Genomic DNA, 26,916 nt, shown 5'->3' with positions numbered 1-26,916 from the left:
CGCCTGCGTTGATATGAGAGTTCGCTCGTGTTCGATAGGCCATGTCCGGATGTTCAGTCGTGTTCGAGGAGCATTCCTGTCCAGGTGAATCCAGCCCCGGCGCCGAGCAGCAGGACCCGGTCGCCGGCAGCGAACTCCTCGCCGGCGAGGTGGTCGAGACCGGCGATCTGGTCGCCGCTTCCCAGGTGTCCGACGGTCCGCCCGAAGTCCCAGAGCGACTTGGCCTCGCCGCCCGGGAACTCTGGAAAGTAGTTCTCCTCGAGCAGGCGCAGCCCCAGGTTCGGGTAGACGACCCGCCTCAGCCGGGGGTCGTCGCCGTCCGGCAGGAGGGCGCGGCCGATCTCGTTGACGGCCGCGCGGGTGGAGCGCTGCAGCCGGTCCGTGCCGTTCTCGCTCAGGAACCTCCGCTTGGCGCTGCGCACGTCGTGCTCCGCGTCGAGGAGTTCGGGGTATTCCGGGCCCGGCGCGTTGTCGCGGTGGAGTCCTTCGAGGCCGGGATCGGAGACCGTACGGGTGCGCAGGACCCGCCATCCCGGCCTGGACAGCCCGGACGTCAGGACCGCTGCCGCGGCGGCATCGCCGTAGACGATGCCGTAGTCGGCGATGAACCGGTCGAAGCCCGAGGAGGCGAACTGGTCGGCCGCGACGACGAGCGCGCTCCCGCCACTGCCTCCCGCCAGAAACCGGCTCGCCACGTCGAGTGCCAGCATCTGGGCGTTGCACCCCTGGTTGATCGTGAGGGGCAGCGCCTGGGGACAGCCGAGTCGGGACTGCAGCCAGGAGGCGGGTGACCAGAGCCGCTTGTGGCCGTGCCGGTGGATGGCGGTCACGAGCAGAAGCTGGAGGTCTTCGGGTTTGACACCCGCCGCGGACAGTGAGCGCTGGGCCGCGATGAGTGCCATGTCCGCCGGGTAGAGGGTGTCCTCAGCGCAGACGGTGCGGTACCCGGTGGAGAGGATACGGTCGGCCTCGCCCTCGTACCGCTCGGCGGCGTCGGTGACATCCAGGCGGGTCTCGGGGAGGTAGCTGCCGGTTCCGGAGATCGTGAGAACGGGCGTGGTCATACGGCGACTCCCTTGGTGACGTCGTGGTGGTGCGCCTGCCCTGTGCGCTCCGCGTGTTCGCCTGCTGTCGGGCGGCCGCGGGGCGGCGGGGTGAGCACGGTCGCGACATGACCGTCGGGCCGTACGAGTACAGCGGCGGGGACCGGCAACAACGCGGCCTGGCGGGGCGTCTGTCCGGCGCTGAGCGTGCCTTCCGGGATGCCGGTCACCCAGGCGGTGGCCGAGGGTTCGCTGCCCGGCGGCAGGAGCAGAGTGAAGCGGTGGGGATCCGGGGTGTGGCCGGGGACCCGGGCGCCGGGCCGCAGCCGGTAGGTGTCGCGGTGCGGCCGCTCCTGGGCAGTTGCGCCATCGGAGTCGGCGGCCGGGTAGGTGACGTACAACTGGCTCCAGGCCTCGGCGAGTCCCGAGAGCGCGTCCTCCACGGCCTGGTGCGAGGCCGGGGTCGCCGCGTCGCGCATGGCGTCGAGGAGCCATAGCACTCCGGTGGTGCGGGCGACATCCGAGGCGACGGCCCGCCGCTCGCGTGCGTAGTCGTCGAGCAGACCGGGGCCGGCCGGACCGGGGTCCGCGCCATCGAAGAGGTGGCCGAGCCGCCAGGCCAGCGCGGCCGCGTCGCCGAAGCCGGTGTTCATGGCCTGGCCGCCCGCCGGAGAGTTGAGATGGGCGGCGTCCCCCGCGAGTACTGCCCGGCCCGTGCGGAAGCGGTCGGCGAGCCGCTCGTGCACGTGATAGTGGGCGACGCGGCGCGCCTCCGCCAGCCGTAGCGTGCTGCCGAATCCGAGGCGGTCCACCGTCGACTGGAACTCTGTCACTTCGACGGTCGTATCGCGGTCGAACTGTACGGCGGAGACGGGGCCCGCTATGCGGACCAGGCCGTCGGGGAGCGGGAGGAGGGAAACTGCCCCCGCCGGGCCGATGTACATGGCGGACTCGTCGCGGTCGACCGGGACGGCGGGCGTGCCCTCGGCAAGGAGGTAGCTCATGGGGTAGGTGACACCGGGGAATTCGACGCCGAGCCGCTCACGCACGGTGGAACTTGCGCCGTCGGCGCCCACCAGATAGTGGGCGGTCACGAGGTAGGTGCCCGCCTCACCGGTCAGCTCGGCACGGACCTCGTCGGCGTCCTCCGTGTGCCGCTCGTAGCGCAGACCGCGGATCAGCCGGCCGCCCATGTCCCGGTACGCGGCGGCGAGTACCGCCTCGACCTCGGGCTGGGGCACATTGAGGTAGTACGGGTAGGCGGTGTCCAGTCCGGCGAAGCCGATGGTGTATGTGGCGCCGCGGTACGTGTGGAAGGAGATCCGCTGCTGAGCGATGCCCCGCGCCTCCAACTCCGCGCGCAGGTCCAGCGCTTGGAACTGTTCGAGACCGGCCGCGTGCACCATCACCGCGCGGGTGCGCCGGTCGATCCGGGTCTCCCGGTCGACGACGACACAGTCGATGCCCCGCCGCCGCAGCTCGCAGCCGAGCATGAGGCCGGTCGGCCCGGCGCCGATGATCAGAACGTCGGTCCCGGTGTGCGTGAGCGACCCGTGGTTCTTCTCTCGATGCATCATTTCCCCTGGGTGACAGCGGTGTTCATGGCGGGGGGGGTGTACGTCGGCGGCTGAAGGGCCGGTCGGCCGGCCCTTCAGCTCGTAGCCGGTCAGCTCAGGGCTGTCCTGCGCTTCTTGAGGAAGAAGCCGACGAGGAGGGCGACAGCGACGATCAGCAGACCATTCATAAGGATCGCCACATTGATCCCGCTGAGCGTCGCGTCCCTGATCGGTGCGCCCGCCTGGGAGCGGATCCGCGCCGTGGCGATGGCACTCATGATCGGAATCCCGATGGTGATGCTGACCTGCTGGGTGAGCGTGGTGATACCGGTGGCAAGGCCCTGCTGCTCGTTCGGCAGCCCGGACGTCGCCGTGACCATGAAGCCCACGATGGCGGCCACATGGCCATAACTGCTCAGGAAGGCAAGAACCAGCACCGGAACCAGCCAGCCGCGCTCGGCTCCGGCGAAGAACAGCACACCGACGGTGACTCCCTGGACGATCAGGCCGGCCACCAAGAGCGCCTGGCTGCTGCCGAGGAAGCCGATCCAGCGGGGAGCGGTGACGCCGCCGAGAAAGGCGCCGACACCCAGCACACCGAAGGTGAGACCGGTCGTCATCGCCGAGTAGCCCAGCACTTCCTGGAGATACAGCGTGAGCAGGAAGATCATGGCGGTGAACCCGATGAACGTCACAAAGCCGCCGACGTTGCCCCACGTCACGCTGCGCAGCTTCAACACGCGCAGCGGCGCGAGCGGTTCGGCGGCGTGCAGCTCGATGTAGCCGAAGGCCGCGAGCAGCACCACACCGATCCCGAAGGCGAGGAGTGTGGTGGTGTCACCCCAGCCGTACTGGCCGGCTGCGGAGATGCCGTAGACGAGGGCGACCAGACCGGCGCTCACGGTGATTGCGCCGGGGATGTCCAGCTTGCTGCCGCGTCGTCCGCTGCCGCTCTGGAGGAGCAAGGGAGTGACGACGATCAGCAGCAGGCCGATCGGCACATTGATGAAGAAGCCCCAGCGCCAGCTCAGCGTGTCGGTGAGCAGACCGCCGACGATGGCGCCACAGGTGAAGCCCGCGGAGAGCATGGCTCCGTTGAGTCCCAACGCACGCTCCCGCAGCGGTCCTTCGGGGAACGACGTGGTGAGCAGAGCCAGGCCTGCGGGAGTCACCATCGCAGTGGCGAGACCCTGGGCGACGCGGGCGGCCAGCAGCGGCCCCGAGGCGTCGACCAGACCGCCGAGCAGAGAGGCGACCGTGAGGAGTGCAAGGCCCGCCAGGAACACCCGGCGTGCGCCGATCATGTCCGCGATACGGCCGAAGAGGAGGCTGAAGCCAGCCGCGCCGAGGGCGAAGGACGTGGCGATCCACTGCAGGTTTTCCTGGGCGACGTCGAGTTCCCGGCCGATGACCGGAACCGCGACGTTCATGATCGAGAAGTCCACCGCGAGCGTGAACTGGGCGCCGAGCAGCAGCACAAGGGTCAGCGTCTGGCGCCGGGTCATGCTGTTCGGCGACGCGGTCGGCTCGGTGGCCGGAGCCGGCCTTGTCCCGTCCGCACTATTGACAGTTGACATGGGAGGCCTTTCGATTCCTGTCGGCTGATTCGGCAACGAGCATCCGAGTCGCGACGGAGGCCTAGCCAGTACCCGCGCCCTCATATGGCCCAGGTTCCTACCACTGTCAGGGTCTGTCTCACCCGGCCGAAACGTGAATACCTTCGGCGCATGCCAAACTCCACACGAAGCGTCGTCGAGGAATACTTCCGGCTGCTCGGCAGCGGTGATCTCGAAGGTGCGACTGAACTGCTTTCCGAGCCGATCGACTGGTTCACTCCCGGCGACACCGATCTCATTCCCTGGATGGGCAGCAGGTCGAGCCACGAGCAGGTGCATGAATTCTTCCGGCAGGCCGGCGAGAACATGGAGACGGAGAAATTCCAGGTGCACCGGATCGTGGTGGAAGGCGAGCTCGCCATCGTGCTCGGGCACTTCCAGTACAAGGTGAAGGCGACCGGAAAGAGCTTCGCGTCGGACTTCGCCCTCGAACTCCGCGTGACCGACGGGCTGATCGACCGCTACCGCATGCACGAGGACAGCTACGCCATTTCGCTGGCCTTCCTCACCTGAAGCCGAGCAGTACTCCAGCCCCAGTGGCCGAGCACGTAGGAGGCTCTCCATGACCACCGAGAATGACTGCGATGTGCTCATCGTCGGAGCCGGGCCGACCGGTCTGACCGCGGCGTGCGAACTCCTGCGGCGCGGCATCAGGGTGCGTCTTGTCGACGCCGCCGCGCAGGCGAGTGTGCATTCCAAGGCGATGCTCGTCTGGCCGCGCACCCTGGATGTCCTGCAGGATCTGGGCCTTGCGGGATCAGTGGACGAAGTCGCCGTGAAACTACGGCAGATGACTTACTACTCGGAGCGGCGCCCGGTCACCCGGATGCGGATGCCCGACGCCCTCGCCCCGTACTGCCTTCCGCAGCGGCACACCGAGGAGATCCTCATCTCCGGCCTCAAGGACCTGGGCGGCGCGATCGAGCGCGAGGTGCGGCTGCTCGGGCTCCAGGGCCTCGACTTCAGCGGCCGGATCACACCCGGCCACCGGGTGACCGCCACACTGGAACGTGCCGACGGCTCGGTCGAGCGCTTCACCGTGCCCTGGGTGATCGGCGCGGACGGGGCGGCGAGCGTCGTACGCAACCAGCTCGGCATCCCGTACGAGGGAGCGACGTACGAGAACCGCTTCCTCATCACCGACGCCCGGATCGCGAACAATCCGCTCGACCCCGACGAGATCCACTACTACCAGTCGCGGATCGGCGTGCTGGCGATCGTCCCCCAGCCCTACGGCCTGTACCGCTTCTTCACCAATGCCCCCGCGGACCTGGAGAACGGCACGCTCGCGGACATGCAGAGCCTGGTGGACGTGCGCGGCCCCGGCGGACTGCGGCTCATCGAGCCGGACTGGGTCACCACTTTCCGGGTCCACCGGCGCCGTGCCGCCTCCTTCCAGTTGGGCCGGGTGTTCATCGCGGGAGACGCGGCGCACGCGCACAGCCCGATGGGTGGCCAGGGCCTCAACACCGGTATCCAGGACGCCCAGAACCTGGCCTGGAAGCTGGCATCCGTCATCCGTGGTGACGCACGCACCGGACTGCTGGAGAGCTACACCCCCGAGCGGGCCGCTGTGGCCGACGCCGTCGTCCGGGACACCGATCTGCAGACCCGCGCGGCCATGTGGAACAAGAGCACGCAGGTGGCGCTGCGCGACACCGCCATGCGCGCGCTGGAGCGCACCCGGACCCTCGAACGGTTCTACGTCCCCATCGCGGCCGGCCGCCGCTGGGTCTATCCCACGGCCCCGGCCACCACGCAGAGCCCCCGCCGACTGGTCCCCGCGGACTGGTGCGACATGAGGTCCTCCCTGCGCCGGCACGCCAGGCAGGGCGCCGCGCTCCCGAGGGGCCTGGCCCTCGGCCTGGGCGCCGCGGGGCCCGAAGCCGACCCCACGCGGTTCGCCGTCGTAGTCGTCCCGCCCGCCAAGGGCAATGATGACGGCCGGCTCGCCGAGGCGGTACGACACCTCGCCCGGCCCTGGCACCGCCAGGTCCGGGTGATCGACGCCGGGGCCGGCCCCACGGGCGGAGGGCGGCGCGGCGCCGAACTGCTGCGCCGCGCGCACCGGGAACTGCGCTGCAGGCGCGCGGGATTCCACCTGGTGCGCCCCGACGGGCACATCGTCATGCACGGCCACCACGACGCACTCGACATCCTGTACGGCGAGTTGAACCGGATCTTCACGGCTCCCGATCCGTCCCCCGACCTGGCTCCCGACCTTCAGGAAGCCACTACCCGTCCGACCGATTCCATGGAGGAAACCATGTCCGGCAACGGCCGCTACGTCCCCAACAGCCATGTCGTCGGCAATGGCCCGCACCGGGTCATCGTGCTGCACTCAATCTTCGGCGGGCTCGAATCGTTCCGCGCCTGGTGGCCCTATCTGGACGGGACCCGGTTCACGTATGCCTTCATGGACGCCCGGGGCTTCGGCAAGGCGCTCGATGTAGCAGGCACGTACAGCACGGACGAGATCGCGTCGGACGCACTCGCGCTGGCGGACAACCTCGGCTGGCAGGAGTTCTCGCTCATCGGCCACTCGCTGGGCGGCATGCCGATCCAGCAAGTACTCCTCAAGGCGCCCCAGCGGGTACGCAAGCTGATCGGCCTGAGCCCGGTGCCCGCCACCGGAATGCCCATACCCGACTCGGACTTCCCACTCTTCGCCGAAGCCGCCCACCAGGTGGCGAACCGGCGGATCATCGTGGATATGACCACGGGCAACCGGCTCTCCGCAAACTGGGTGGACGCCTGGGCGCAGCAGTCGATGAAGGAGGTCGGCCCGGTGGCCTTCCGCGGCTACCTCGACTCGTTCCGCTCCACGGACTTCTCGGCCCGCATAACCGGGGCCGAGGTGCCCGCGCTGGCAGTGGTCGGCGAGAACGATCCGGCGGTCACCGCCGACGACATGAACGAGACCTGGATGAAGCACTATCCGAACGCCGAGCTGCTGGTCATGGGCAACGCGGGCCACTACCCGATGGTGGAGACGCCCATCGCGCTGGCCACTGCGCTGGAGAAGTTCCTCGCCGCGTAGTGCCGAGAACTCACGGCGGATACCTGATGGCCCTCCTGTCGGTGGCCGGGTATCCGCCGTGTCGGCGTTTCCAGAGGGCTTCCAGCAGGTTCCCGAGGGACAACGCATATCTGGCGGGCCGCTCAAGACTCCGGCGCGCTCACGTCTCCCGCTTCTCCAGAAGCCTGCGAAGTATGGCTTCGGACGGCGATCCGGGCTCGGCCTGGTACAGCACGATGGCCTGGTCAGGAGCCTCGGGAAGCCTGAACGTCTCATAGATGAGCGTCAGCGCACCAACTTCGGGGTGGTTGAGCCGGCGAGTGCCGTGGGACTTGTCCCAGACCCGGTGCTCCGACCACATCGCGGCGAACTCCCGACTGTTCGAGGAGAGTTCGGTGATGAGGTTGGTCAGTTCGGGATCGCCGGAGTAGCGGCCGTGCATCAGTCGCAGATAGCCGACCAGGTCCTGGGCCTCGTACTCCCAGTCGGTGTAGAGCTGCCGCGCACCCGGGGCGCGGAAGAGTAACCGGGCCAGGTTCGGCGCCTCGACGTCGCCGTCCCGGCCGGTGAGATCGATGTATCCGGTGAAGAGGATGCGGGCCAGGTGATTCCAGGCGAGCACCTTGGTCTGTCTCCCGAGGAGCACGGCGGGCCCGCTCTCGAAGGAGGCAATCATCCGCTCCAGGCCCGGGCGCACCCGCTCGGTCGTCCGCGGCGCCTTGGTGGCGTGGGTCGGCCGGACGAGGTCGTGCAGGTGGGCCCGCTCGTCGGGCCTGAGCCTGAGCGCGGTGGCAAGTGCGTCCAGCACCTCTGGTGAGGCGTTGCGGTTCTGTCCCTGCTCCAGCCGTGTGTAGTAGTTGACGCTCACTCCGGCGAGAAGCGCGACTTCTTCACGCCTGAGTCCGGCCACCCGGCGGCGCTTGCCGTCACCGGCGAGGCCGAGGTCTTCCGGGCGCAGCCTGCTGCGCACTGACTGGAGGAATCTCCCCAACTCGGTTCCTCGATCCCCCGTGGACCTCTGCAAGGCTGGTCTCCTTCCGCATGGTGATACAGGGGCGCGCGTCATGCCGTGCGGGCGGACAGACATCGAAAAGAAGCCATGGTGACGTATCTCACTGTCGTCTGTGACGCATGTGCTTTCCTGTCTGCTGTGGAGTGAAATCCGTGTTTCGCGAAGGGCGATTCCACGCGGTGTCGACAAAAATGCCCTGGTCACGGGTCATCCGGGTCAGCACACACGGTCCGATGATAATCAGCCAGTCGGCGCTCAAAGTCTCGCACTGTTCGGTCAATTGAGAGAGCGAAATAGCCCAAGATCCGTGAAGCGTGGTGACATTGTTGAACCGTCAGCAAAATTGTGATTGCGCGGAGCGACTGCCATTCGCGGGGTGGGGCTGACAGGGGCAGGCTGGGCCCCTCCCCCAACCTCCCCGGCTCCTGGAGACTTGTTCACATGGACGTACCTGCCGACCTGGGGGAGTTCCTGCGCACCCGGCGTACCCGCATGCCCCCGGAAGAACCCACTCCCGCCGTTGGTTCGGGCCACAGCAGCCCGGGCCTGCGGCGCGAGGATGTGGCAAGACGCGCTGGGCTTGGCCTGACCCACTACATCTGCCTCGAAGAGGGCCGTCACCGCGACGCCCCGCCCGACGTACTCGACGCTATCGCCCGGGTGTTACGGCTCAACGCCGGCGAACGCGACCACATGTACCGGCTCGCACAGGGAGACGAACCGGCACCCGACGAATGCACCGGACAGGGCGTCCGGCACCTGATGCGGGGACTGAAGGGCATGCCCGCCGTCGCCCTCAACCACCGCCACGACGTCCTCTTCTGGAATCCGCTGGGGCATGCGCTGCTCGCCTGCCACCTCGACAGGGACAGCCCTCTCAGCGCACGCCACCGCCCTAACCTTTCGAGGATGCTGTTCCTCGACCAGCACACCCGCGAGCTGTATCCGCACTGGGCGGACGAAGCCCGCCAGATGGCCGCCCGCCTCCGTCTCGCCTCGACGGACAATCCCCGGGACGGCAGGCTGGCAGCCCTGATCGGTGAACTCGCTGAATCCGACGACGGGTTCGCGGCGCTGTGGTCCCAACCGCTTGTGCGTGCCAGGGCCTTCGGCACCCGGCACTTCCGGCACCCTGTGGTGGGGTGCCTGGAGCTGGCCTTCGAGAACGTGGAGCCCCCGGACAGTCCGGGGCAGCAGGTTCTGGTCTTCAGCGCGGAACCGGACACCTCATCGGAGAAGGCCCTCAGTCGCCTCGCCGCTGGGTCGGCATGGCCCGGCGAGCCCACGGGGCGGCGGACCTGGCCGCCCGCCCAATGAGAGGGGACGAGGTACCTCCGCGCCCCGTGCAGGGCTTCGCAGTGGCGCGCCTTGCGCCGGTGCCGCAGCAATCAGCCACCGGTCCTGGCGCGGCATACAGCCTGGTCGGGGGAACATCGCCTACTGTCCCCATCCGACAATTCATCCCGACGAGCCGCTGCCAGAGGTGGTCGGACGGGCGCCCCTTTCGCCTGTCCCGCCCGAAGAAGCTCCTGCGCTGACGCGGCCGAGACGAGGCGCGCGCTATGAGGGCAGTCGGAGGGCACACGGTCAGGGAAGGCCGCTTCTGGCATCGCCGCGCCGAGCTGGTCTATTACGACGCCGGTGAGGGACCTCTCGCCGTGTATGCGCACGGCGGGTTCGTCAGTCAGGCCACCGAGGACCGGATGGGCCTGTTCGACTGGGCGCCGCTACTGGACGCGGGGCTGCGCCTGGTCCGCTACGACGCCCGGGCGCACGGGCGATCCACCGGCGACCCCGTGGACACCGACTACACCTACGCCGCGCTTGCCGACGATCTGCTGGCCCTGCTCGACCACCTGGGCGCCACCGAGCCCGTCACCGCCATGGGCGCGTCGATGGGATGCGGCACCGCGCTGCACGCCGTTGTCCATGCGCCCTACCGGTTCTCCCGGCTGGTCCTGCTCATCCCACCCACCGCCTGGAGCACGCGCCAGGCGCATGCGCAGGCCAACCGGGAGTCCGCTCACATCATCGAAAGAGAGGGCGTGGACGCCTGGCTCGCCGCCAAGGCACAACAGCCTCGCCCTGCAGTCGCAGCCGATGTTCCCGAATTCCCACCGACACCCACCGAGCGTGTACTGCCGTCCATCCTGCGCGGCCTGGCGCTGTCCGACCTGCCCTCCCCCACGGCAATGGCCGCGCTGCGCCGGCCGGCCTTGATCCTGGCCTGGGCGGACGACCCTGGCCACCCCCTGTCGACCGCGGAAACGCTGGCCCATTGGCTGCCACAGGCCGAGCTGCACGTGTCCCGGACGGGCGCTGACATCCGTACATGGGGGGAACGCATCGCGGAGTTCCTGACCCGGCCCCGGCCTTGATCGGCGGGAGACCACGCCCCTTACGCGACAAGGCTGCGATCGCCCGGCGCTGCCGGGCCAACGCGTTTGTGAACCTGGCGATCTATGCTGGACAGCATCACTCAAAGGGGTTCACGTGCACCTTCTCACTCTCGGAGTGATGGCACAGTCGCGCAAAGAGAACGAGCGTCGACTGCCGATTCACCCCTCACACTTCGACCGGATCGACCCGGACCTCCGGGAACGTATTTTCCTTGAGCGCGGGTACGGGGAGCGCTTCGGCATCCCCGACGAGCAATTGGCGCCCCTCATAGCCGGGTTCCGCTCCCGTGAGCAGCTCATCACTGAGTGCGATGTCGTCCTGCTGGCCAAGCCGCTGCTCGCAGATCTCGAGGAACTGCGCGATGGACAGGTCCTCTGGGGTTGGCCGCACTGCGTCCAGGACAAAAGGCTCACTCAGCTGGCGATCGACCGGAAGCTCACGTTGATCGCCTTCGAGGCGATGAACCACTGGACCAACGACGGCTCGTTCAACCTGCACGTCTTCCACAAGAACAACGAGCTGGCCGGTTACTCCTCCGTACTTCACGCCTTGCAGATCAACGGTTCGACGGGCGACTACGGCCGTCGGCTCCGAGCGGCCGTGCTCGGCTTCGGCGCGACCGCCCGCGGAGCCGTGACAGCTCTGAGCGCCCTGGGCGTGCACGATGTCGACGTCCTGACCCAACGTGGTGTCACAGCCGTCAGCTCGCCGATCCATTCCGCGCGAATCATCCAGTTCGACCGTGACGAAGCCGACCCCAGCCTCAGTTACGTTCACTCCGACGCCGGCCGGGTACCACTGGCCGGATTCCTCGCCGAACACGACATCATCGTCAACTGCGTACTGCAGGACACCGCGGCGCCGCTGATGTTCCTCAGCGACGACGACCTCGGTCTGCTCACACCGGGCACCCTCATCATTGATGTCTCCTGCGACGAGGGCATGGGCTTCAGCTGGGCGCGGCCGACATCGTTCATCGAGCCGACGTTCGTGGTCGGCGAGAACATCCTCTACTACGGCGTCGACCACAGCCCGTCCTATCTGTGGAACTCCGCGACCTGGGAGAACAGCGAGGCACTGCTCCCCTTCCTGCGCGCCGTGCTCACCGGACCCAGCACCTGGGAGTCCAACGAGACCATCCGCCGCGCCATCGAGATCCGCGACGGTGTCATCCAGAACCCCAGCATCCTGGCGTTCCAGCACCGTTCGGCTCAGTACCCGCACCTGCCCGACTGACAAGCGGTCACGGCGAAAGAGCACCACCCGCTCAGCCTCCGGCTTGAGCGTGTGGTGCTCGATGAGTTGTCGCGCGTCAGACAGCCAAGGGGACACGCTCGCCCTCTTCGACATGCTCGTACTGGGCCCAGATGCGGTTCATTTCCTGCTGGTAGTACAGCGGGTACAGGCCGAAGACAAAGATGAGAATGACCCCGATCCACGGATTACAGGTGGGTTGCATCCCGGCTGTACGTTGCATTCGCGCGATTCGCTCACCCGTGTTGTAAATCGACACGAACGGGGGCACGATCACCAGCCAACCCAGGGTGATGGCCAGAACAGCCAGCCCTGGCCTGACGTCGATACGCCCATCGAAGTCACGAGCTTCACGGTTCACCTTGAAGTACCAGACCAGCTGATAGATGCCCAACGTGATCAATGGCCAGACGAGCCATACCAGAAAGATGTTCCTGGTCTTGCCTACGAGGCCGGTCATGAGTATCTCCGCTCCAGTGGAGGCGGTGCACAGCGACCACAGCAAGGGGTCCCGAGGGGACCGTTGCAGCTATTTCCTACTCATTCCAGTGCATCACGACCGGTCCCGCTGCGCGCGTCGGCGAGGCCCGGGCGGGAAGCGGGTGACGGCACACTCACTGCGAGAGTCGTCCTACGAACGAGCGCGGCGTACGGTGACGCCGCTCGCGTGTGCGTCCGCACCGTCCGAGGTATCCGCAGAAGGAGTCCGTCGAGCATGTCACAGTCAAACCCCGCCGACGCGGGCGACGCCCCCGTCGTCGTAAGCAACATCGTGGGCTCCTTCGCCTGGGGCGTACTGCATGAGCGGCACCCCGCCCTTATCGAGCGCGTGCGCAAGGCGACCGCCTATCCCGTTCAAGCGCAACACGCACTGGATGCCCTGCTGCGGGAGATCGCCGAGGGCGGCCTCATCGAGGCTCTCGACGCCGCCGAACCGGACGCCGCTCCGTGGCGGCAGTGGGGCGAGGGCCACATCGGGCGTCGCTGGGCAGACGTGCCGTTCCTGTGGGCGGAGAGCTACTTCTACCGGAAGCTGCTGGCCGCGCTCGGCTACTTCTCTCCCGGGCCGTGGCAGGGCATCGACCCGTTCGCACCCTTCAAGCGCGCCGAACTCATGGGTACGACCGTCGATTCGGAGCTCGCTGCGCTCGAGAAGACTCCCCGCCTGTCGAGAGCAGAACAGGACACCGTTCTGCTGCACGCGTCCTTGTGGGGGAACAGGGCAGACCTCGGTTTCCAGCTGTCGACCGGCAAGTCCGGTCTGGGCGAGCGCGTCACAGGGCTCGTCGTCGACGACACGGCGACGCTCTGGGAACTGCTGGAGAGCCGACGACCGGGCAAGGTGTGCCTGGTCGCCGACAATGCCGGGCCGGAGCTGCTGCCCGATCTGGTGCTCACCGACCATCTGCTCGCCACGGACCGCGCCTCGTCCGTGAGCCTGCACATCAAGCCGTATCCGTACTACGTCTCCGACGCCACCACCTCCGACGTGCTGGACTGCCTGGCACGTATGTCCGCAGCTTCCGGACGAGCCTCGCAGATCGGTGAGCGGCTGCGGCAGGCGGTGACCGACGGACGTCTCGTCCTGCGCGCCCATCCCTTCGCGTGTGCTCCACTCCCCTATCCGGACATGCCCGTCGAGCTCCGAGAGGACTTCGCTTCTGCCACGTTGACCGTCATGAAGGGCGACCTGAACTACCGCCGACTCGTCGGCGACCGCCACTGGCCCGCCACCACTCTTTTCTCAAAGGTCACCGCATACTTCCCCGGGCCGGTCGCCGCGCTACGGACGCTGAAGTCCGACGTGATCACCGGCCTCGCCCCGGGCACGCTGACCGAGCTGGAGGCAACAGGCAGCGCCTGGCGTACGAGCGGCACACACGCCCTTGTTCAAGTCAGGGTATGAAGGTGCGTCAGGTGAGCCCCACGGCTGCCGGTTCGCACGCAATCTCGTGAACAGCCTCCGCGTCCCCCACCAATGGTGGGACATATGGTGTCCATTCGGGCTGGACATAGAGAAGTGGGCTCTCGCATGACTCGAATCATCGCTGACATCTCGGTCTCCCTCGACGGCTTCGTCACCGGGCCCGACCCCGGCCCCGACAACGGCCTGGGCACCGGCGGCGAGGCCCTGCACACCTGGGCGTTTTCCGACGACCCCGACGACCGCCGGGTCCTGCGCGAGGCGACCGCCCGCTCGGGCGCCGTCATCCTCGGCCGCCATCTCTTCGATGTGGTCGACGGGCCGAACGGCTGGGACGACGAGTCCGGCTACGGCGCCGGCGAGGTCGGCAAGCCCGCGTTCGTCGTCGTGACGAGCTCGCCGCCGGAGTCGGTGCGGCTCACCGACCTCGACTGGACGTTCGTCACCACCGGTCTGCCCGACGCCGTCACCGCCGCGCGCGAGCGCGCCGAGGCGGCGTCGTCGGACAGCGGCGAGGACCTCGACGTCGTCCTCATGGGCGGCGGCGCCACCATCGGCTCCGCGCTCGACGCCGGGCTGGTCGACGCGCTGACGCTGCACCTGGCGCCCGTCGTGCTGGGCGCCGGGACGCCACTGTTCACCGGCGGAGCGCCGCGGACACTGGTGCAACGGAGCGTGACCTCGACATCGACCGCGACGCACCTGACCTACGACGTCCTCTGACTCCGTCGTTACGGAACTTCACATCGAGCAGTCAACGGCGCCCCGGTGGGGCGCCGTTCTGCAGGGGTTGGGTCCCGGCTCGTAGGCCGTCAGAGGCGGCAGCTGATCTCCATGCCTTCCTCCACCGGGAAGGTCACGCTCTGGTAGCCGTTCTCCGGGGAGCGTACGTAGTCGAGATAGGGCTGCAGACTACTCAGGTCGACATCGTCGGCGACGACAAGGGTGCCGGGCTTCATCTGTGGTTCGAGCAGGCGCAGTACGGGCAGGCACAAGTCCTTCCAGCCGTCGAGCAGGACGAAGTCCGCGGAGCCGTCGATGCCGCTGAGCGTCTCGCGGGCGTCTCCCTCCAGCACGGTGATCACGTCGTCCAGACCCGTCTCGACGAAGGTGCGGCGGGCTGCGGCGATCTTGTCCCTGCTCAACTCCGTGGTGATGACGCGTCCGGCTCCGTTGTCCCGCACAGCGGCAGCCAAGTGCAGCGTGGAGATCCCGAAGGACGTACCGAACTCGATGACCGTGGCAGGCCGGACAGCCCGGACCAGGTTGTAGAGCAACTGCCCGCCGGCGGCTGAGATCGGCATATAGATCTCCGCCGCTGCGTCGGCCTGTTCCTGCGGCGTTCCGAAGCCACCTGGCCGCTGCGCCTGCACGCGCGCCGCTGTCGCTTCGTCGTGCGCGGCTTGCGCGAACATCCGGCTGAGGGCGACTTCGACCCGGGGGTCGGCGAGTGTGTGAGTGAGCGTCATAAACCTAGAATAGACGCACCGTTGCGTTGAGTCTAGAGTCGTTAACCTGAGACCAGGGAGGCGACATGGGACCCGCAACAGGAACCGCCGAGGACAGCTCCACCAGCCGGCCAGGCCGGGGGCACCACGGCAACCGGCACGGGCGGAGCGAAAAGGCCCGGCAGGCGATCCTGGAGGCGGCCGACGACCTCCTCGCCGAGAAGGGCTTCGCGGGCATCACCATGGAGGGCATCGCGGCGAGAGCCGGTGTCGCCAAACAGACCATCTACCGCTGGTGGAACACCAAGACCGACGTTCTCGTCGACGCCTTCCTCCAGGACATGACCGAGGAGCTGATCCCGCCCGATCACGGCGACATCGCCCTCGACCTACGTGCCCATCTGCGTCAACTGGCCAGATTCCTGGGCCAGTCCGACTCCGGAGCCGTCTTCAAGGCCCTGATCGCACAGGCGCAGCACGATCCGGCGTTCGCGGAGGACTTCCGGGCCAGGTACCTCGACGAACAGCGGCGCCGCGACCGGCTGCCACTGGAACGCGCCGTACGACGGGGCCAACTGCCCGTCGGCCTCGACCTGGCGGCCGAGACCGACCAGCTCGTAGGACCCCTCTACTACCGCGTCCTGGTATCGGACGAGCCGGTCGGCCAGGACTTCACCGATCGCCTGGTCGACGCCTTTCTCCGCCGCACGCAGTGACAACACCCTCTCCCGCCGATGCGGTCGGCCGCGCCGGTGCCGGGCCGTCGGTGATCCTTTCCCGCTTGGCGGGCATCCCCTCAACTGATTTCATGAAGTGTGCAGACAGGAAGAAGCGGGTGGAGGGCACGTGCACCAGAGTGAAGATGAGATCTTGGCCGCGGAGCTTGCCGCTGTGGCTGCGTTTGCCGGGGATGGCGGTCGCTTGACCAGGTTCGTGACCAAGCGGATGAAGAAGAACGTGTCGGAGATCGACCTGGTCGTCCCCCTGCCCTTCGAAGAGGCCGTCAAGTACGTCGTCCACGTGCTCGGACGAGAGGGACGAACAGTCGATCCCATGCCGGTTGAACCTGGCCCAGGCCAGCAGACGATCCGTGTGATCGCCCCCGGCGGGGTTGGCGGCATGAACCCTGTCCTGGTCACTGCGCTGGTGAAGAACGGCGGGGAGACCAGCTCGGAGGTCAGGCTTCGTGCGGCTGCCAAGGAAGGCTTGATCAAGCAGCGGGCGGGCGAGCAGACCGCCACCCGCCTTGCGGCGTTGCTGGCCAAGTAGACCGCAGAACAGGGCTGATGCGAGATGTCTGATGTGGGCGGGGCGTTCGGGCTTGTATTCGGGGCGTTCGGGCTGCTGTTTGCCGCCCTCGGGATCGGGATGCTCACCTGGATGGCGCGAAGGGCTTCCGAGTACAGACGGACCCTGTGCGAAGGGCTGGTGGCCGAGGCTCAGTGTCTGGACACCTTCGTAGTGCACCGCCGTTCCCCGAACGGGCCCGGGCACAGCCGGCGCCGTCTGATTCTCGGGTTCCGGACGTCGGACGGGCGTGATGTGCGGGCCGAGATCGCCTCGCAGGAGCCGTATGTGGCGGGGGACATCGTGCCCGTGCGGTATCTGCCGCAGCGCCCCGAGCGGGCGGTGCCGGCCGGGGCTTCGCCCGGGCTGGGAGTCGCCTCGTGCCTCGCCATCGGTGTGCTGGTCGTCTTCACGTCCGTGGGCCTCTTCTTCGCCGCGACCGGCTTCGGTCTGGCCGGGTTCACGGACGCGTCGACCGACGACGGCGGGACCAGTCCCGGGCAGTCCTGGACCTCCGAACCCTGAACGGGGTAGCCCTGCGGTTCACTGTGCCCGAGCGCCCACGCGCCGAGAGGTCCCGGGGGAACCGCGAACAGCTCCACCCGGGACCCTTGACGCGCGCGTGCCCCTAGAAGGTCAGGTTCCAGGCGTCGATCTTGCCGATGTCCTGGGAAGCCACGTCACTGACGCGCAGCTTCCACGTTCCTGCCGCCACTTCCGAAGAGGCGTTCACCGTGTACGTCTTGGCGACGTTGTCGGTGCCGTCGTTGTTCGGGAAGTCCTCGAGCGTGTAGACCGTGCCGTCGGGGGCCACCAGGGACAGCACGAGGTCGCCCCGGTAGGTGTGCTTGATGTCCACGCCCACCTTGAGCGTGGCCGGAGCGTTGCCGCTGACGCCGGTCACGGTGATCGAGGACTCCACCGTGCTGTTGTCGGCGATGGCGACATCGGCGGTGTTCTCGAAGTACGCGCCGGGCGGCGGGGTGCCGCCGACGGCCTTGAGCGCGTCGACCTGGCCCTCACCGAAGAAGCTGTTGGCGGCGGTCGTGCCCGTGCAACGGCTGTCGGAGGGGCAGGCGGTGTCGGTGGCCTGGGACGACAGCCTGGCCCGCAGGTCGGCCGGCGTGGCGGAAGGGTCGGTGCTCGCCAGCAGCGCCGCCACACCCGCGACGTGCGGGGAGGCCATCGAAGTGCCGTTCATGGTGCCGTACTTGCCGCCGGGCAGCGTCGAGTAGACACCGGACGCGCCGTCGCCGCCCGGGGCCGCGACGTCGATGATGCTCCGGCCGAAGTTGGAGTACGAGGCCTTGACGTTGCCGTTGCCCATCGCCGCGACGGTCACCACACCCGGCAGCTCGGTGGGGATGTCGATGCAGGCGTTGGTGATGGTGCGGGTCACGGGGGTGGAGTCGTTCGGGCTCGAGGTGTCGGTCCGCTTGTTGGCCAGGTCGTAGTTGGAGTTGCCCGCCGCCGCGATCTGCAGCGAGCCCTTGTTCTCCGCGTACTCCTGGGCCCGCTTGACGCCCTCGATGATGGCCGCCTGGTCGGCGTTGTCAGGGCAGTTGAACATCCACGGGTCGGTGTAATAGCTGTTGTTGGTGACCTTGAAGCCGTGGTCACCGGCCCACATGAACCCGCAGACGGTGTTCTCGGCGAAGAACATGCTGGTGTTCGGTTCGGCGATCCGGACCGAGGAGATCTTCACGCTCGGCGCGACGCCGATGACGCCCTTGCCGTTCTTGGCGGCCGCGATCGTGCCCGCCACATGCGTGCCGTGGTCGCCGAAGGGTCGCCATGCGCCGGTGCGGGTGTCCGCCTTGCCGTAGGCGCAGGAGACGGAGTCGGCGGCGTTGAAGTTCGGCGCGATGTCCTGGTGAAGGTCGTCGACGCCGGTGTCGAGGACGCCGACCTTGACGGCCGAGGAGCCAGTGGTGACAGCCCAGGCCTTGTCCGCCTTGATCTGGGTCATGTCCCAGCGGTTGGACTCGGTGAGGGTGGTCGTGGCCTGCGTGGGAGTCGCGGGCAGCGCGGGGTTGTACGCATCTGCCGGTACGTCCGAAGTCCGGGTGGCGCCCACCATCTGGACGCCGTTGACGCCGCGCATGGCGCCGGCGAAGGCCGAGGAGGCCGAGTGCGCGACGATCACGCCGATCGCGTCGTAATTCGCGAAGACCGTGCCGCCGTTGCCGGTGATGGCCGTCCGTACGGCGGAGCTGTCACCCGGCGCGGTGATGACCAGGTAGGCGCGGGTACCGGCGGCCCATGCGGCGGGGGACGTTACAGCGGTCGCTGAGGTCTCGGACGCGATCGGGGCGGCGTGTGCCGCCCCGAGGGGAGTCGCGAACACGACGGCCGCTCCAAGGGCGGCAGCGGCCACGACCGAGCGTCTCAGCCGGCTGGATATGAGGGTATGCAAGGCATCCTCCGAGAGCCCGGTGGCGCTGGTGGCGCCTACCGGGCCGAGTGTGGGAAGTGGTGAACGCAAGATGTCAGAAATCGGCCCCGCATGGGAAGAGTTCGATCACACAAGTGCCCTTGCAGGAAGGGCGATTGGCCGCAAATCCGCCGTCCCGCAAAACGGTGCACGAGGTTCCGGTGCGATCGGGGGCCCGGCTTCAATGGTGAGCGTCTGAGCACCGGACTCCCGTCGACGCGCATATGTCTGTCGATGTCACCTCTATCCGCATACGAACCCCCTCAGGCTCTTGCACCGCCCCAGGATGATGTTTGTCGGAAGGTGACACGTGAGAGATCATCGTGTTCAGCAACGTCAAGTAGGCCAGAAGCAAAGGAAGCGGCGCCGCCGGGCGACGATCCGTCTGTCTTCCGGGCCGCGTGCAGGGCGCGCTTGCAGGACGCGGACTCCGCATGGAGGCTGCATCGTTGACGACGGCTATGGACGGGGAGACCGGTGAGCAGAGGGGGCGGATTCAAGCTTCCCCGGGACGCCGCGAGCTCTGGGGCTGAGTCATGAACGGGACGGACTACTACTATCCCGCCGCGGCTTTGGGTATCGCGTTCGCCGCGAAGGTGCCTGCGCTGCGGCACGGGTGGCGCAATCCCCTGGTGCGCTCGGTGTGCGCACTCATCCTGATGGCCGGCGCGGGGTTCTTCTTCGCCGCGCCGCCCACGATCACGGTCGTCAACCGCGTCATTGGCATCCCCAACGTCTCCGCGCCGCTTGTCTACGCCATCTTGTGCGCCTTCAGCTGTGCCAGTCTGGTACTGCTGGTGAACTGGCGCGGCGGCCCCAGGGAAAAAATCCGTCGCACCGTCCGCGTCTGGATCGCCGGCTACGGCGTTGTCATCGTGGCTCTGTTCGTCCTGTTCGCCCTGGGAGACGCTCCCGAAGAGCGACTGCGGGACCTCGACACGTACTACGCCACGACGCCCTACATCCGCGAAATGATCCTGGTCTACCTGGCCGGTCACACGGTGGCCGCTGTCATGGTGACGGCGCTGTGCTGGCGCTGGTCGCGCAAGGTAACCCGCTGGCTGAGGGCGGGCCTGGTGATTCTGGTGGTCGGGTTCTTGCTCAACCTCGGCTTCGGCATCGCCAAGTTCGTTGCTGTCATTGCGCGGTGGACCGGAAACAATCTGGACGACTGGAGCACAAGCATCGCGCCACCGGTGGCTTCCGCCGGGGCATTGCTGACCACTGTGGGCTTTCTGCTTCCGCTCATGGCGCCCCGGCTGTCGGAGACCTGGCACGCCTGGCGCGCCTACCGATGGCTGGGGCCCCTCTGGCGCGAGCTGCTGGCCGCATCGAGCAGCTCCACCGTGCCTCTGCGGCTGTCCCGATGGTCGTCGCTGGACCTGCGCGTGACGCACCGCGAGGCGGCGATCTACGACATGCTGCTCGTCCTGGCCCCCTACTTCGACACCACGGCACGCCTCAGGGCCTACGACGCGGCGCTGGAGCGAGGCAAGTCCGCCGAGGACGCAGAGGTCATCGCCGTCGCCGCGATGGTGGCCGCCACCCTGCACGCCTCTCTCCGCCGGGAGCCGCACCCATATGAGACTGCGTCGGATTCTTCCCTGTCCGACCTGGATGCTCCCCTGCCCGGCCTGAGCGCGGCGATGGGCTCGGGCCGCCGGCATCTGGCGCGGGTGTCGCGTGCCTTCGCGACGTCGCCCGTCGTCGCCGCTGCCCGTCGGCAGGCAGCCAGTCCCGAAGGTCTGTCCGTATGAGACGACTCAACGGGCGCGCCGGCGAACGGCGCATTCCGATGCCAACAGGCCTCGTCCTGCGGACCGTGCAGCGCCCGGGCGGCGTCGTGAGGACAGACACGACGAGTGTGGTCCGGCCAGCAGCCCTGGCACCATTCAGGCATCGCCCCATTGGCCAAGCAGAACAGGGCAGTTCGTCTCATCACTTACGATTCGCGGAGGGGGTCGGCCGACCATGGAGGGCTTGAGCTTCTACATACCGGGCGCGGTGATGCTCACGGCTTTTCTCCTGAAGCTGCCCGCCCTGCGCCGGAACCCGGACGACACGCTCCTGCGGTCGGTGTCCGGCCTGCTCCTGGTCGCCAGCTTCGTCTTTCTCTTCGCCGCACCGTCCACGATCGCGGCCGTGAACCGCATCACCGGGATACCGAACTTCTCCGCACCGCTGGTCTACTGCATCCTGACCGCGTTCAGCGGCGCCTGCCTGGTCCTCATCATCAACTGGCGGGGCGGGCCTCCCGAGCAGACCCGACGCACCTCCCGCCTCAGCATTGCGGCATACAGCCTCGTGGTCGTGGCCCTGATCGTCCTGTTCGCGCTCGGGGACGCACCGGTGGAACGGCTGCGGGACCTGGACACGTACTACGCCAACACGCCGTTCATCCGCGAGATGATCGTCCTGTATCTGCTGGCCCACACGGTCGCGGCCGTCGTCATGACGGTGCTGTGCTGGCGGTGGTCACGGCGGGTCGGGCGCATGCTGCAGTACGGACTGAGACTCATCGTCTTCGGCTATCTGCTCAACCTCGGCTTCGACGGCGTCAAGTTCGCCGCCATGGGCGCCCGCTGGGCCGGCCACGACTGGGACGGGCTCAGCACCTACGTCGCCCCGCCCTTGGCGCAGGTGTCCGCACTCCTGATCGGCACCGGCTTTGTCTTCCCCCTCATCGGTCACCGGATCAGCGTCAGCTGGAGCACCGCCGTGCGCTACCGGCGGCTGGGGTACCTGGCCCGCGCGCTGAACAGCGCGGCCAGCTCCATGTCGGCAAGCGTGACCATCGGGCGGTGGGCGTCACTGGACCTTCGCCTCATGAAACGCGAGGCCGCCATCCACGACCGGATCCTCGCCCTGACGCCCTACTTCGACCACAGCATCCACACTGACACCTACGCCGCAGCGCTGGCGCAGGGACAGACAGACGATCATGCACAGAGCCTGGCGGACGCCGCCATGATCGCGGCGGCCAGCACGGCACAGGCAGCGAACCCGGGCCGGAACAACCTCGCCGCGCCCGAAACCGCCCGGCAGCCGTCCAGGACAGCGGACGATCTCGTGCAGATGTCCCATGCCGTGCGCCGCTCGCCACTCGTCCACGAAGCGTGCCGCCGCGCGGCCCTGACTGAGAGCAGCACCCCATGAGCGAACCTTCCAGACCCCGCCGGGCCGGCGTCCCCCGCCGGGCCGTGGTGATCGGAGGTGGGCTCGGCGGCATGCTCACCGCCGCGGCCTGCAGTTCCCACGTCGACGAAGTCACCGTCGTGGAACGCGACATGCTGCCCAGCCGCCCCGCCCCGCGAAAGGGTCTCCCCCAGGCACGCCACGCACACATGCTGTGGTCCGGTGGAGCCGACGCCATCGAGACCCTCGTCCCGGGCGTGATGTCCCAGCTGCGCGACGCAGGTGCCCGGCGCATAGCCCTGCCCACCGACATGGTGTCCCTGTCGCCGGAGGGCTGGTACCGGCGCTGGCCCGAATCGCACTATCTCATCGCCTGCAGCCGAGACCTCCTGGACTGGGCGATACGCGACCGGGTCCTGCGCGACAAGCGCATCCGGGTGCTGTCCCAGGCCGAACTGCTCGGCCTGACCGGCAGTGCGGGGCGCGTTGACGGAGTCCGCGTGCGGCTGGCGGACGGATCCGAGCAGCGCCTGGACGCCGATCTCGTCGTCGACGCCAGCGGCCGCTCCTCCCGCGGTCCGCACTGGCTGAAGGACCTCGGGGTCGGCCCCGTCCGCGAGCTCACCATCGACGCGGGCGTGGTGTACGCGAGCCGGGTCTACCGGGCCCCGAAGGGCACCGAGGCATTCCCGGTCGTCAATATCCAGGCCGATGCCCGACTCCCCCGGCCGGGACAGGTCGCCACGATCATCCCGATCGAAGACCAGCGATGGCTGGTGAGCCTCTCAGGCACCCGCGGCGGTGAGCCCACCGACGACGACTCCGCCTACCTCGACTTCGCCCGTGGCGTCCGGCATCCCCTGGTGGGTGAAATCCTCTCCCGGACCGAGCCCCTGAGCGACATCGTCGTGACGCGCAGCACCGTCAACCGGCGCCGCCTCTTCGAGAAGCTCAAGAAGGCCCCCGAAGGCTACGTGGTGATCGGCGACGCGGTCGCCGCCCTCAACCCCGTCTACGGGCACGGCATGTCCGTCGCCGCGCTGGGCGCCCTTGCCCTGCGCACCGAGCTCCGGCGAACAGGAATCTCCGCCCCGGGCCTGGCCGGCCGGGCCCAGCGCGCCATCTCACGGCCCACGAGCGCGGCGTGGACCCTCGCCACCGGACAGGACATCTACTTCCCGGGCTCGCGCGGCAAGACCCCCAACGCGGTCGACCGGCTCCTGAGCCGCTACGTCAACCGGCTCATCGAGACGGCGACCGGCTCCTTCTACATGGCCAAGGCGCTCAGCGATGTCATGACGCTACAGACCGGTGTCGAGCGTCTGGTCCGCCCCGGTGTGATCCTCTCGGCGCTGCGCGGTCCCCGCAGACCGCAACTGGAGAAGCCGCCCCTCACCGACGAGGAACTCGCAGCACTGGAACCCGGCGACCGCGATTCGGGCGCCACGCCGGTTGCGGAGAACTGCTGAGTCGGCCCTGTTCGGGAGGTGGTCGCCGAAGTCGCGGCGGGCCGGGGAGGCCATGAACGTCATCCTGGCGGCTCATCCCGCGCTCCCCTCCCGCTTGTCGTCGTCGACGATCTCGGCGTCGACGACCTCGTCCTCAGCCTTGGTCCCGTCCTCGGCCTTGGACTGCTCGCCGGCGGTGGTGCCGGAGCCGGGGGCGCCTTCGGCCTGTGCCTTGGCGTACATCGCCTGGCCGAGCTTCTGGCTGACCGCGGCGACCTTCTCGGTCGCCGTGCGGATCTCGGCCGTGTCCTCGCCCTTGAGCTTCTCCTTCAGCTCTCTGAGTGCGGCCTCGACCTCGGTCTTGACGTCACCGGGGACCTTGTCCTCGTTGTCCTTGAGGAACTTCTCGGTCTGGTAGACGAGCTGCTCGCCCTGGTTGCGGGACTCGGCGGCCTCGCGGCGGCGGTGGTCCTCCTCCGCGTGCCGCTCCGCTTCGCGGACCATCCGGTCGATGTCGTCCTTCGGCAGCGAGGAGCCGCCGGTGACGGTCATCTTCTGCTCCTTGCCCGTGCCCAGGTCCTTCGCGGTCACGTGCATGATGCCGTTGGCGTCGATGTCGAAGGCGACCTCGATCTGCGGGACCCCGCGCGGGGCCGGCGGCAGACCGGTCAGCTCGAACATCCCGAGCTTCTTGTTGTACGCCGCGATCTCGCGCTCGCCCTGGTAGACCAGGATCTGCACGGACGGCTGGTTGTCCTCGGCCGTCGTGAAGATCTCCGAGCGTCTGGTCGGGATCGTGGTGTTCCGCTCGATCAGCTTGGTCATGATGCCGCCCTTGGTCTCGATACCCAGGGACAGCGGGGTCACGTCGAGAAGCAGGACGTCCTTGACCTCACCCTTGAGCACACCCGCCTGCAGCGAAGCGCCAATGGCGACGACCTCGTCCGGGTTCACGCCCTTGTGCGGATCCTTGCCCGTGAGCCCCTTGACGAGCTCGGTCACGGCGGGCATCCGGGTCGAGCCGCCGACCATGATCACATGGTCGATGTCGCTGACCTTGATCCCCGCATCCTTCACAGCGCTGTGGAACGGGGTCTTGCAGCGCTCGAGCAGATCCTCGGTGAGCTGCTGGAACTGAGCACGCGTGAGCTTCTCGTCCAGGTGCAGCGGCCCCTCGGCCGACGCGCTCAGATACGGCAGATTGATGTTCGTTTCCGTCGCCGCCGACAGCTCGATCTTCGCCTTCTCCGCGGCCTCACGCAGCCGTTGCGTGGCCATTTTGTCCTTGGACAGGTCGATGCCGTACGCGTTCTTGAACTGCTTGGCCAGGTAATCAACGATGCGCTGATCCCAGTCGTCACCGCCCAGGTGCGTATCGCCATTGGTGGCCTTCACCTCGACGACCCCTTCGCCGATCTCCAGCAGCGACACGTCGAAGGTGCCGCCACCGAGGTCGAAAACCAGAATGGTCTGGTCGTTCTCCTTGTCCAGGCCGTAGGCCAGCGCGGCCGCAGTCGGCTCATTGATGATGCGCAGCACCTTCAGGCCCGCGATCTCACCGGCCTCCTTGGTGGCGGTGCGCTGGGAGTCGTTGAAGTAAGCCGGGACAGTGATGACGGCGTCCGTCACGTCCTCGCCCAAGTACGCCTCGGCATCGCGCTTGAGTTTCTGGAGTACCCGGGCGGAGATCTCCTGCGCCGTGTAGCGCTTGCCGTCGATGTCGCCGCTGTCGGGGAAACGCCAGTCCGCCTCGCCCATGTGACGTTTGACCGACCGTGCGGTGCGCTCGATGTTGGTGACCGCCTGCCGCTTGGCGACCTCACCCACCAGTACGTCGCCGCTCTTCGCGAACCCGACCACCGACGGGGTCGTACGGGCGCCCTCGGTGTTGGTGATGACGGTGGGCTCACCGCCCTCCAGAACGCAGACCACCGAGTTCGTCGTTCCCAGGTCGATACCTACCGCGCGCGCCATGGCCTTCTCCTCACCCAGCCGTCCGTGCAGGTCACAGGTGCTCTCACCTGCCGATATGGAGCGAACCTCCTCTGGATCCTGCTTAGGACGTCATCGTGCGCCTGTCAAGATGTCCCGGTTCAGGGCATATAGCCCACCCTGCCGCTCCGACCCTCTCGTGCCGTTTGGCGCGCCCCGAGTATTCCTCTCCCTTTAAATTTGCATCCTTATTGCGCAATTGGACCTATAATGAGGCGTTCTGATCCGCCCTGGTCTGGCGACCCTTCGGACCGGTGCTGGATGGATGATCACCGCCCACCGGGCAATCGTCCGTCACGGCTGCACCTGGAACCGGTCACCACCGGATAGGGGGTGCACGGCCATGACGGCCCCCATCGAGGTCACCGGCTCAGCCGCCGAGGCGCAGCCGGAGTCCGTGCTGTCCGGGATGGGCGAGGGAATCGAGGGCCGGTCGCTCGGGCAGATCGCGTGGATGCGGTTCAAGCGTGACAAGGTCGCGGTCGCGGGCGGCATCGTCGTTCTCTGCCTGATGGTGCTGGCAGTCTTCGCCAAGGTCATCGAATCCATCTTCAAGCTTGACCCGAACGCCTTCCACCAGAACCTGATCGACCCGGTGCTGCTCAGGCCCAAGGGTGCCTGGGGCGGGATCAGCTGGGACCATCCCCTCGGCGTCGAGCCGCAGTTCGGCCGCGACCTGCTCGCGCGGATCATCGAAGGCGCATGGGTGTCGCTGGCGGTCGCGTTCGGCGCGACCGTGCTGTCGGTGACCCTCGGCACGGTGCTGGGCGTGGCCGCCGGCTATTACGGAGGCTGGGTCGACACCGTGATCAGCCGCCTCATGGACGTCTTCCTGGCCTTCCCGCTGCTGCTCTTCGCGATCGCGCTGTCCGCATCGCTGCAGGGCGGCGCCTTCGGACTGCACGGGCTGACGCTCCACATCAGCGTGCTGATCTTCGTGATCGGTTTCTTCAGTTGGCCCTATATGGGCCGCATCATTCGCGGCCAGACGCTTTCGCTGCGCGAGCGCGAATTCGTCGACGCCGCACGCACCCTCGGCGCCCGGGGGCCGCACATCCTGTTCAAGCAACTGCTGCCGAATCTCGTCGCACCGATCATCGTCTACTCGACGCTGCTGATCCCGACGAACATCCTCTTCGAGGCCGGTCTGAGCTTCCTCGGCGTCGGCATCCAGCCGCCGCAGGCGTCCTGGGGCGGCATGCTCAATCAGGCCATCAGCCTCTACCAGGCGGACCCGTGGTTCATGCTGGTCCCGGGTCTGGCGATCTTCATCACTGTCCTGGCATTCAACCTGCTCGGCGACGGACTCCGGGACGCCCTGGACCCGCGGAGCAAGTGATGCGCGTAC

At 67.8% G+C, this 26,916-nt stretch carries 22 protein-coding genes; 14 read left to right on the top strand and 8 right to left on the bottom strand.

The window, feature by feature from the left end:
- Positions 1-53 precede the first annotated feature (53 nt).
- From OHA61_RS38080 to OHA61_RS38070, 3 genes are all read right to left on the bottom strand, one after another.
- A complete protein-coding gene (locus OHA61_RS38080) occupies positions 54-1,064 on the bottom strand; it encodes a ketoacyl-ACP synthase III family protein (RefSeq protein ID WP_406306960.1) in 1,011 nt (336 codons plus the stop codon).
- A complete protein-coding gene (locus OHA61_RS38075; protein WP_406306959.1) occupies positions 1,061-2,620 on the bottom strand; it encodes an FAD-dependent monooxygenase in 1,560 nt (519 codons plus the stop codon). The genes OHA61_RS38080 and OHA61_RS38075 overlap by 4 nt, the downstream gene beginning before the upstream one ends.
- An 89-nt stretch (positions 2,621-2,709) precedes the next feature.
- Positions 2,710-4,176 carry an MFS transporter gene (locus tag OHA61_RS38070; protein ID WP_406306958.1) on the bottom strand — a complete coding sequence of 489 codons (1,467 nt, stop codon included), beginning with the start codon at positions 4,174-4,176 and terminating at the stop codon, positions 2,710-2,712.
- Positions 4,177-4,326: 150 nt separating this feature from the next.
- On the opposite strand from OHA61_RS38070, the gene OHA61_RS38065 reads away from it, so the two are divergent.
- Together OHA61_RS38065 and OHA61_RS38060 are read left to right on the top strand one after the other, a co-directional pair.
- On the top strand, positions 4,327-4,728 hold the full coding sequence (locus OHA61_RS38065; protein WP_406306957.1) for a nuclear transport factor 2 family protein: 402 nt from the start codon (positions 4,327-4,329) through the stop codon (positions 4,726-4,728).
- Between the two features lie 49 nt (positions 4,729-4,777).
- Positions 4,778-7,255: an alpha/beta fold hydrolase gene (locus OHA61_RS38060; protein ID WP_406306956.1), complete on the top strand. Its 2,478-nt coding sequence runs from the start codon at positions 4,778-4,780 to the stop codon at positions 7,253-7,255.
- Positions 7,256-7,394: 139 nt separating this feature from the next.
- Here OHA61_RS38060 and OHA61_RS38055 read toward each other — a convergent pair whose 3' ends face one another.
- Entirely contained in the window at positions 7,395-8,300 is a 906-nt protein-coding gene (locus OHA61_RS38055; protein ID WP_406307609.1) for a helix-turn-helix domain-containing protein, read from the bottom strand.
- A 387-nt stretch (positions 8,301-8,687) separates the two neighbouring features.
- On the opposite strand from OHA61_RS38055, the gene OHA61_RS38050 reads away from it, so the two are divergent.
- From OHA61_RS38050 to OHA61_RS38040, 3 genes are all read left to right on the top strand, one after another.
- Positions 8,688-9,563: a helix-turn-helix transcriptional regulator gene (locus OHA61_RS38050; RefSeq protein WP_406306955.1), complete on the top strand. Its 876-nt coding sequence runs from the start codon at positions 8,688-8,690 to the stop codon at positions 9,561-9,563.
- A gap of 245 nt (positions 9,564-9,808) precedes the next feature.
- Positions 9,809-10,624: an alpha/beta fold hydrolase gene (locus tag OHA61_RS38045; RefSeq protein ID WP_406306954.1), complete on the top strand. Its 816-nt coding sequence runs from the start codon at positions 9,809-9,811 to the stop codon at positions 10,622-10,624.
- Positions 10,625-10,739: 115 nt separating this feature from the next.
- On the top strand, positions 10,740-11,882 hold the full coding sequence (locus OHA61_RS38040; protein ID WP_406306953.1) for a N(5)-(carboxyethyl)ornithine synthase: 1,143 nt from the start codon (positions 10,740-10,742) through the stop codon (positions 11,880-11,882).
- 76 nt (positions 11,883-11,958) lie between these two features.
- Here OHA61_RS38040 and OHA61_RS38035 read toward each other — a convergent pair whose 3' ends face one another.
- Positions 11,959-12,360: a DUF4234 domain-containing protein gene (locus OHA61_RS38035; protein WP_406306952.1), complete on the bottom strand. Its 402-nt coding sequence runs from the start codon at positions 12,358-12,360 to the stop codon at positions 11,959-11,961.
- Positions 12,361-12,615: 255 nt separating this feature from the next.
- Here OHA61_RS38035 and OHA61_RS38030 point away from each other — a divergent pair, with 255 nt between their 5' ends.
- On the top strand, positions 12,616-13,806 hold the full coding sequence (locus OHA61_RS38030; RefSeq protein ID WP_406306951.1) for a damage-control phosphatase ARMT1 family protein: 1,191 nt from the start codon (positions 12,616-12,618) through the stop codon (positions 13,804-13,806).
- A 126-nt stretch (positions 13,807-13,932) separates the two neighbouring features.
- On the top strand, positions 13,933-14,547 hold the full coding sequence (locus tag OHA61_RS38025; protein ID WP_406306950.1) for a dihydrofolate reductase family protein: 615 nt from the start codon (positions 13,933-13,935) through the stop codon (positions 14,545-14,547).
- Positions 14,548-14,636: 89 nt separating this feature from the next.
- On the opposite strand, the gene OHA61_RS38020 is transcribed toward OHA61_RS38025, so the two are convergent.
- On the bottom strand, positions 14,637-15,293 hold the full coding sequence (locus OHA61_RS38020) for an O-methyltransferase (RefSeq protein WP_406306949.1): 657 nt from the start codon (positions 15,291-15,293) through the stop codon (positions 14,637-14,639).
- A gap of 65 nt (positions 15,294-15,358) precedes the next feature.
- Between OHA61_RS38020 and OHA61_RS38015 the strand changes: the two genes are divergently transcribed.
- The 3 genes from OHA61_RS38015 (at position 15,359) to OHA61_RS38005 (ending at position 17,084) form a co-directional block, all read left to right on the top strand.
- Complete coding sequence (locus OHA61_RS38015) at positions 15,359-15,988, top strand: TetR/AcrR family transcriptional regulator (protein ID WP_406306948.1); 630 nt, start codon at positions 15,359-15,361, stop codon at positions 15,986-15,988.
- A 130-nt stretch (positions 15,989-16,118) separates the two neighbouring features.
- Positions 16,119-16,541, top strand: coding sequence for a hypothetical protein (locus OHA61_RS38010; protein WP_406306947.1), 423 nt, complete (start codon positions 16,119-16,121; stop codon positions 16,539-16,541).
- Between the two features lie 24 nt (positions 16,542-16,565).
- Positions 16,566-17,084: a DUF3592 domain-containing protein gene (locus tag OHA61_RS38005; RefSeq protein ID WP_406306946.1), complete on the top strand. Its 519-nt coding sequence runs from the start codon at positions 16,566-16,568 to the stop codon at positions 17,082-17,084.
- Between the two features lie 103 nt (positions 17,085-17,187).
- On the opposite strand, the gene OHA61_RS38000 is transcribed toward OHA61_RS38005, so the two are convergent.
- Positions 17,188-18,867: a S8 family peptidase gene (locus OHA61_RS38000; RefSeq protein ID WP_406307608.1), complete on the bottom strand. Its 1,680-nt coding sequence runs from the start codon at positions 18,865-18,867 to the stop codon at positions 17,188-17,190.
- A 662-nt stretch (positions 18,868-19,529) separates the two neighbouring features.
- Here OHA61_RS38000 and OHA61_RS37995 point away from each other — a divergent pair.
- The 3 genes from OHA61_RS37995 (at position 19,530) to OHA61_RS37985 (ending at position 23,597) form a co-directional block, all read left to right on the top strand.
- On the top strand, positions 19,530-20,750 hold the full coding sequence (locus OHA61_RS37995; protein WP_406306945.1) for an MAB_1171c family putative transporter: 1,221 nt from the start codon (positions 19,530-19,532) through the stop codon (positions 20,748-20,750).
- 214 nt (positions 20,751-20,964) lie between these two features.
- The gene (locus tag OHA61_RS37990; RefSeq protein WP_406306944.1) at positions 20,965-22,149 is read left to right on the top strand and encodes an MAB_1171c family putative transporter; all 1,185 of its coding nucleotides are present in this window, start codon (positions 20,965-20,967) and stop codon (positions 22,147-22,149) included.
- Positions 22,146-23,597: an FAD-dependent oxidoreductase gene (locus OHA61_RS37985; RefSeq protein ID WP_406306943.1), complete on the top strand. Its 1,452-nt coding sequence runs from the start codon at positions 22,146-22,148 to the stop codon at positions 23,595-23,597. The genes OHA61_RS37990 and OHA61_RS37985 overlap by 4 nt, the downstream gene beginning before the upstream one ends.
- A gap of 72 nt (positions 23,598-23,669) precedes the next feature.
- Here the strand turns inward: OHA61_RS37985 and dnaK are convergent, their stop codons facing one another.
- On the bottom strand, positions 23,670-25,550 hold the full coding sequence (gene dnaK / locus OHA61_RS37980; RefSeq protein WP_406306942.1) for a molecular chaperone DnaK: 1,881 nt from the start codon (positions 25,548-25,550) through the stop codon (positions 23,670-23,672).
- A gap of 361 nt (positions 25,551-25,911) precedes the next feature.
- Between dnaK and OHA61_RS37975 the strand changes: the two genes are divergently transcribed.
- Positions 25,912-26,907: an ABC transporter permease gene (locus OHA61_RS37975; RefSeq protein ID WP_389374121.1), complete on the top strand. Its 996-nt coding sequence runs from the start codon at positions 25,912-25,914 to the stop codon at positions 26,905-26,907.
- The last annotated feature ends 9 nt before the right edge of the window (positions 26,908-26,916 follow it).

The sequence above is a fragment of the Streptomyces sp. NBC_00885 genome, assembly GCF_045207475.1.
In the GTDB taxonomy this organism is placed as follows: domain Bacteria; phylum Actinomycetota; class Actinomycetes; order Streptomycetales; family Streptomycetaceae; genus Streptomyces.
This window is presented reverse-complemented; position numbering and strand designations above follow the sequence as displayed.